The organism is Helicobacter cinaedi CCUG 18818 = ATCC BAA-847 (genome assembly GCF_000155475.1).
Lineage (GTDB): Bacteria > Campylobacterota > Campylobacteria > Campylobacterales > Helicobacteraceae > Helicobacter_C > Helicobacter_C cinaedi.
Window position 1 is genome coordinate 370,134 of record NZ_DS990391.1, and the last position, 7,036, is coordinate 377,169.

Genomic DNA, 7,036 nt, shown 5'->3' on the forward strand with positions numbered 1-7,036 from the left:
TTTATCCCTTAAAAAATAAAAGCTTTTTTTCTATTTCAATAGATGAGATTTTCATAAGAATGAAGTTAAGCAGAGAGCTTCTTATATAAGATTCTAGAGTGATTTGATAGTTTTATGTTTTGGAATTTTATTAAAAATATCTTTTTTCTCTTGTGGAATAGGCATAAGATTATCAACCTTTCTAATCTTTTGAAGTATATCTGCCCTTTTTTGTGTATTTGTCTCTCTTTTGTATTTGACTATTTGTAAATCAATCCAATCGTGATAAGTTTGTTTATTAAGCTCTTTAAGGGAAGTGATATTTTGTAATTTTAAATCATCATTACAATCTTTGCTAAAAGGTGTGTAAGTGATAGGGAATTGCTTTTTTATCTCAAGTATGAAATTTGACATATTCTTACTTAAATCCCTGCCTTTTTCATCATTATCAAACCCAAGCATAATTTGAGCGTTATGGACTTGCTCTAGTAAGTGCTTTAAACTTTGTTTGATACCATCTCCAAAAGCCCCTGCGGTTGATAGGAGCAGTGTTTTATTTGCATTATAATCTTTGATTTGTGCAAGGGCAAGTGAATCAAATATAGATTCTGTAATGATGATATGCTTTATATCTTTAGAATCTTTAGCAATATTAAGTATCTCTATACCTTTGCTGCCATATTGAATGTTTTTAAGTGGCTTTTCAAGGGCATTACCCATTTTATCTTGTGTGATTGGCAATATCAAGCGTTTGGTGTAGCCACATATTGCTAACATTTCTTTTGTTTGTCCGTTTGTAAGCTCTTTCTCAATTTGTTGGAATTTATAATTTGGAATGATAAGGTTGTGATAAAAATCTTCTTTAATACAGCCTTGATATTTGGCAATAAAGTCTTTATCAAAGCCACGCATTACTAAAAGCTTGTTTTCTTTCACTTCAGCTGGAGCAAACTTTTTATATGCCTTAGCTGCATTCATCTCACTCATTTTGACTTGAGATTCGCAAAAGAAGTGATTGTATGTAGGGGCTGTTTTGATAGACTGATCAAAGTTTGCTACTAATTCTTTTATATCTTTATTGTGGATTCTTGCAAAAGAGATGATATTACCCTTATCTAAAGGATCGTGAGGATTAAAATAAAGGTAATTCTCACCCTTTTTAGACACAACAAGCTTTAAATCACTTTCCTTATGGCATAGCATAGGCCAATTCATTGAGCTTTTGCTTCTATGAAGTGTAAATCCATTAGCTATAAGGATTTGATGAAGTGGGAGCTTAGTTAAATCTTGGGCCATTATGTTTTCTTCTATATCTATTTTCTTTATGTGTCGCATTAAAGTTGTTAAGAATATAACGCAAAGTGCCTACAAGATAGCGATAATGGTAGTCTTGCTTATTCTTAGTCTTTTCTCTTTCAAGGATAGGAATAAGTTTATAAGCAAGGTAGGATAATTCACTTTGATTTTTAGTTCTTTTCATTTGGATTTCCTTTGTTTTCTTTCTTTGGCATTTTTGAAGCATTCTCGTCTATAAACTTCCTTGCAATGCGATAATCCTTTTCAAGCCCATCAGGCAATGGGATATTAAGGGTGGTGGATATGTCTTTACAAAATTTTATTTGCTTTTCACTTGGGGGATAGTCTTTTTTCTCTTTGGATTCTGCTTTTAGGGGCATAAAATTCATTTTTGAATGAATGGTTTTCATAAAATCAAGATACTTCTTTGAGCTATTTGCAATTTCATCAAGCTCATTTTCCATATCTCTTGTAAAGGCAATATCTAAAAGCCACGCATTATTATCCTTTGAAAAGAATTGAGTTACTGACATTCCTAGTGTTGTAGGAATAATCTCTCTTTTCTTATCCTTGCTGATTTCAATATATTCCTTATTAAGTAATAATGGTAAAAATGTCGCATAGGTGCTTGGTCTGCCTATGGCTGATTTTTCCATTACTTCTATGAAGTCTGCTTCTAAATAGCGTTTTGGAGCGGATTTCTTAATGCTTTTAATGCTTATATCTTGCAAAGCTATCATATCGCCTTGCTTGTAAGGGAATGAATGAAGAGATTCTTCACTCTCATCATTCTCGCTATCCCCATTTTCATTGATAGCTTCATTTTTACCAAATACGCCCAAATAGCCTTCATCAATAAGTTTTTTGAAACTTGTTTTAAACATTTTCATCTTTACACGTAGTGTTACATTCATTGTTTCATAAATGGCAGGTTTAGATTGTGAAAGGATAGTGTTTTGAAAGATGAGCTTATAAAGGGCGATATGATTATCTTTTAGATTCTCCTTTTGACACAAGCTCTCACATTCTTCAAAGCGGTGGCAATGTGTGATTCTTATAGCTTCGTGTGCTTCTGCTTGAGAGTTTTTACCTGCTTTATACTCTGTGTATTGATATGTGTTAGGGTATATGCTTACATAAAAGCTTTGCATTTCTTTTAAAAACTCAGGAGAGATGTATTCAGAATCTGTGCGGATATAAGTTATAAGTCCTGCTGCAAATAGCTCTTGGGCTAGATTTTGAATGTCTTTTGTGGGGAGAGATAGGGTTTTACTTGCAGCTTTAAGCAATTTACTTGTTGTAAAAGGTTTTGCAGGTTTGCTTGAAGTATTGTTTATTTCAATCTTATCAATCAAAGCCTTATCCATAGAGGCAATTTCATCACACACATTTTGCGCCTCTTGTTGCGTTTGGAATCGCAATTCTTTTAAATCATCGCTTATATGTTTAAAGCTAATAAGCTTATTATCAATATTAGCATTAGCTACAATACCAAATTCTTGTTTTTGCTCTTCACTTAAGGCAGCAAAGTCTTTAATCTCTTGCTCTCTTTTTGTGATAAGTCCAAGAGCAGGGGTTTGCACTCTACCAGCACTTAGCATTTTATTATATTGCAAGGATTTTGTAAGATATGGGCTTAAAAGGAAACCTATGAGTTGGTCAGACACCCTACGAGCAAGGAATGATTGATAATAATTAAAATTTGTATCTACAAATAATTTAGCATTCTCAAGCCCTTGCTTTATGCCACTTGGTGTGATCTCGTGAAATTCTGCACGATAGATTTTACTTGCTACATTTTTGATTTTCTCAAAAAACATATAGCCTATGGAATATCCCTCTCTATCAGGGTCAGAGGCGATATACACTTCTTGTCCTTTAGCTTTTTGGATAGCATTCATTATGCGTTTCTTTTTAGATTCTGCATATTCAAAGTTTGGCTTATAGTCTTTGTCAATATCAAAGCTTTTTAAGTCCATAAAATGTCCTATGGTAGCTATGACTTCATAGCCTGTGATTTTTTTAATCTTTTCTACTTTGTTGGGTGATTCTATGATGATAAGAGGCATTGGCAATCCTTGTAAAGTAAAGTTTTACATATCTTAGCCATTTTTACAATCATAAGAAACTGCATAAATATAAGGGAGAAAAAGATGTGTATGAATAAGAGATGAGAATCACAAAAAAAACAATACAAACAAGGGAATTTGAAGTTAAGAAAAGTGAGATATAATAGCACTAGGGGTTGCCTCAAGGGGCGGCTATCCCCTTGAAGTGTAACCTACTTCTTTATAAAGGAGGTTACTATGGATAAGATTTCCAAACAAATCTTAGTTGCCATTATACTACTATGTTTTATAGTAGTCAAGTGCTACTAAGATTTTAGATTATCCAATACTCACGCTTGACTAAGGGGCGTGAGTAAGTCTTATCCAGCCCCTACTTAGATTCTAAAACTTATAATTGTAAGCAAAGATAATTGAGCCTTTAGGTGTAGAGGCGTATTGAAATGTTGAAGTTCCGCTAGTTGAGCCATAATCAACATCTACCTTTCCGCCATCATCATATCCATAACCCGAGCGATAGCGATATTTCAGCTCAAACTGATGATTGATATTATAGAAGTAGTGGATTCCTATACTTGAAGTCCAGCTTGATGAAGTATAACCTTTAAAGTTTATATCATTCCCATTTGATGTAATATTTTGCCCCATAAAACTTCCAAACTCATATCCTGTGCCTATGTTTAAACCAAAGGTATGTGTTTGACTTGCAATAAAGTCATAAAGATATTCTGCTTCAAGTCCATAATGGATAGCTTGTGAGTTTTGATTGCCTTTTTCATTGCCAAGCGATATTTTAGAATTATAATTTGCATAGCCCACATAACCCCTAAATTTGAATCCTGCATTATCCCAAGGATACTCATTGATACCCAAAACCTAGATTGATAGGTAAAGCATAGGTTGTGTTTGTTAGAAGTGGGAATGCAGGATTATTTGTTTGATTGACATAATTTGCAACACTAGGACTATATCCAAGCTCCGCTCCTACAAACCACCCTGTCAATTCACTTGCCAATCCATCTTGTGAGCTAGATGAGTTACTACTACCTTTTTTAAGATTTTGATTTTTCTTTTGTAATTCTAAAAGCTCATTTTCCTTTTTAAGCTTTGCAATTTCAGAATCTATATCATCTGCTATTACTAAACTTGCTAAACTTCCTACAAGACTTAATGCCACTAATGCTTTTGAAACTTTCATTTTTTGTTCTCCTTGTTGTGTTAATTTACTTTAATCGCCTTAGTATAGCGTTTTTTTTTTTTTGTAAAACTTAAGCTGTATCCACTTTCTCTAAAGAAACTCAAAGGGTTTTTTACATCTTAGACTCCTTTGGTGTAGGATAGAATCTCAATAGAGACATAAAAAGTATTGCTCCTAAGCCTACAAAGCCAAATAGTAATATGGCAAGGTAGTAATGCCCTTTATGGATTATCTCTTCATTATGCAAAGTATGTGGATTGCCTACAATACTTGCTTCTAAGAAATTTAAATAATTCGTGCATTCTTTACCTTGATAATGTGTTGCATCACAAAGCTTAATTTTTTTACTTCCTCTTGCATTTGTGTTGCAAAGTCTTTAGCATATTGCAAAAACTCTTTATTTTGCTTATGGGATTCTTGTTGTTTTAAGGGAGTGGATTGCCCTATATTGTTACTCTGCTTTATCATTCTCAATCCTTTGTATTCTTTCTCTTATAAGCTCATCTGTGATTTGAAGTTTGTAGCCATTTTCTCGCAGGGTATATGTTTCCTTTTGAATATTGATAAAAGTTTCTTTGGGGATATAAGAATCTTTTTTCAATGGAGCTTGTAAGACTGCATTAATATCTTTGTCTTCAATCTTATAGACATATTCCTTGCGTTGCTTTTCTAAGAGAGATTGCATTTCTTTTTGCAAATCCTCTTGTGATTTATCTTTTAATGCTTCTTGCTCTTGCAGGGCTTTTTCATACTCATAGAGGGCTTGTTCCTCTTGGGCTTGTTTTATATCTTGTTGTTCCTGCTCTGAAATTTGTGGTTCTTGTGATTCTTGAGCCTGTTGTTGTGGCTCTTGTGTGTTTTGTATTGCTTGTGGATTTGGTGGAGTAGGTTGGGCTTCTTGTGGTGTCTCTTTCATATCAATGATTTGAGTTTGTTTGTTTTCTATTTCAATAGGTTTTCCATTTGTGGGGTCAAACTTCCAATTTAGCTTTCTTAAGGAATCTTTTTCTTTAAAGTAATAAGCAGCTTTAATCTTAATGGGCTTTGCCTTATGCCCTGATACAAGGATAATAATTTCATCATTTGGGATATTTAAAATATCTTGAGCGGTAATAAGCTCTGTTCCCTCTAATGAATAGCTGCTTGTGCCTCCAAATGCGATAGCTCCATCTTTGGTGCTATGGCTTCTTGCTTCTCTTGTGTATTTGCCTATTTGTTTTGAGACATTTTCCGCAGAATCTGCATCATTCATTTTAAAAAGGATTTGAAAGGCAATGGTGTCAGTCATTGTTTTTAAATCATCTTCGCCGTAGTATTTTTTAATCAATCCATAGGATTGTGTGATATAGAGCGGCACAATGCCATAGCTTCTGCAAAGAGCTGGCATTTCTAACAAAAATGGCATTTTTCCAAAGCGTATAAACTCATCAAGCACGAGATAGATTCTCTCATCTAATCTCTTACTTTCTTTTGTCATTAAGTTTTTGGCAATAGATTCTAAAAGCACACGGATAAGCGATTTAAGCGTGTCAATATCAGTTTGTGCAATTTTAATGTAGAGTGTAATGTTCTTGCTTCTTAAGTCATCATATTCAAAGCTCATAGCATTTGTAGCATCTCTTACTTGATAACTTGCAAACACGCTCATTACACGATTAAATGTAGATTTGATACTTGAAAACTCTTCATCAGCGGCATTTGCCCACGCTCTTGCATAGTTTCTTACAACTTCATCAAGTGTTTCAATGCCTTTTTCTTTGTTGGCTTGTATTTGCTCAAAGCTTTCATCTTCCCAATTTAAAGGATTCTTAACATCTGCATATTTTTGGTCAGCACATTGCGAGTAAAAAAGCTTTTCAGGATTTGCATCAAGGTTTAACTCTCTTTTTTGAGTTTTTTCATTAAAATCCCAAAGCTTTGAATAATAAGGAGACTTTTCTTCTATGAGAGGTTTATAGTCTTTAACAGGGGCTGTGGCAATATCAAAAAAATTACTTTCATTTTTGGTGCAGAGATCATAAAGGGCATAGAATGTAAAAAGCTCCCTTGCTTTTGCAATCCAATGGGGATCGCTGCCTTGTTCTTCTACAAATATTGTGTTTGCAATCTCATCTACAAGGCGTTTTTTAGCATTAAAATCTAGTTTTTTTACAATTTTATTATCAAAAGGATTAAATTTAAGGTTATTATCCTTGCCTAGTGGGTTAAAGATATATATTTCATTATTAAACGCCTTTTGTCTATAACCAGCTGTGAGATCGCAAAGCTCTCCTTTAATATCAAGCACCACACAACTTGTGGGTAAATTCAATAGATTGGGTATTGCCACAGCTGCTGATTTACCAGCTCCGGGTGGTGCTACAATAAGTGCTGATAGAGGGGCATCATAATAGACTTTTCTTTGCTTCCATAAGTCTTTATAAATACCTAAGAGAAAACCGCCCCTGCTAAAGTTTGTATCAAGCATAGGTGTGGTTGTTATAAATCCAAAATCTAA

The 7,036-nt window shown here is 33.9% G+C and carries 7 protein-coding genes; all 7 read right to left on the minus strand.

All coding sequences use genetic code 11. The features are described 5' to 3' along the window. Positions 1 to 93 precede the first annotated feature (93 nt). The gene (locus HCCG_RS02030; protein WP_034547907.1) at positions 94 to 1,275 is read right to left on the minus strand and encodes a toprim domain-containing protein; all 1,182 of its coding nucleotides are present in this window, start codon (positions 1,273 to 1,275) and stop codon (positions 94 to 96) included. After that, positions 1,256 to 1,459 carry a hypothetical protein gene (locus HCCG_RS02035; RefSeq protein WP_002955724.1) on the minus strand — a complete coding sequence of 68 codons (204 nt, stop codon included), beginning with the start codon at positions 1,457 to 1,459 and terminating at the stop codon, positions 1,256 to 1,258. Before HCCG_RS02035 ends, HCCG_RS02030 begins: the two co-directional genes overlap by 20 nt. Beyond that, a complete protein-coding gene (locus tag HCCG_RS02040; protein ID WP_015453828.1) occupies positions 1,446 to 3,344 on the minus strand; it encodes a type IA DNA topoisomerase in 1,899 nt (632 codons plus the stop codon). Before HCCG_RS02040 ends, HCCG_RS02035 begins: the two co-directional genes overlap by 14 nt. A 381-nt stretch (positions 3,345 to 3,725) precedes the next feature. Next, entirely contained in the window at positions 3,726 to 4,214 is a 489-nt protein-coding gene (locus HCCG_RS02045; RefSeq protein ID WP_002955726.1) for a hypothetical protein, read from the minus strand. Then, the gene (locus HCCG_RS02050) at positions 4,201 to 4,539 is read right to left on the minus strand and encodes a hypothetical protein (RefSeq protein ID WP_002955727.1); all 339 of its coding nucleotides are present in this window, start codon (positions 4,537 to 4,539) and stop codon (positions 4,201 to 4,203) included. The genes HCCG_RS02045 and HCCG_RS02050 overlap by 14 nt, the downstream gene beginning before the upstream one ends. 285 nt (positions 4,540 to 4,824) lie before the next feature. Further along, positions 4,825 to 5,007 carry a hypothetical protein gene (locus HCCG_RS02055; protein WP_002955728.1) on the minus strand — a complete coding sequence of 61 codons (183 nt, stop codon included), beginning with the start codon at positions 5,005 to 5,007 and terminating at the stop codon, positions 4,825 to 4,827. Then, the coding region (locus HCCG_RS02060) for a type IV secretory system conjugative DNA transfer family protein (RefSeq protein ID WP_154645870.1) at positions 4,991 to 7,036 on the minus strand (2,046 nt) is incomplete at its 5' end. The genes HCCG_RS02055 and HCCG_RS02060, both read right to left, overlap by 17 nt.

What these genes read in the sequence shown, in the direction of transcription:
- HCCG_RS02030 (WP_034547907.1), bottom strand. Translation starts at nt 1,275, where the DNA reads ATGGCCCAAGATTTAACTAAGCTCCCACTTCATCAAATCCTTATAGCT.
- HCCG_RS02035 (WP_002955724.1), bottom strand. Translation starts at nt 1,459, where the DNA reads ATGAAAAGAACTAAAAATCAAAGTGAATTATCCTACCTTGCTTATAAA.
- HCCG_RS02040 (WP_015453828.1), bottom strand. Translation starts at nt 3,344, where the DNA reads ATGCCTCTTATCATCATAGAATCACCCAACAAAGTAGAAAAGATTAAA.
- HCCG_RS02050 (WP_002955727.1), bottom strand. Translation starts at nt 4,539, where the DNA reads ATGAAAGTTTCAAAAGCATTAGTGGCATTAAGTCTTGTAGGAAGTTTA.
- HCCG_RS02055 (WP_002955728.1), bottom strand. Translation starts at nt 5,007, where the DNA reads ATGATAAAGCAGAGTAACAATATAGGGCAATCCACTCCCTTAAAACAA.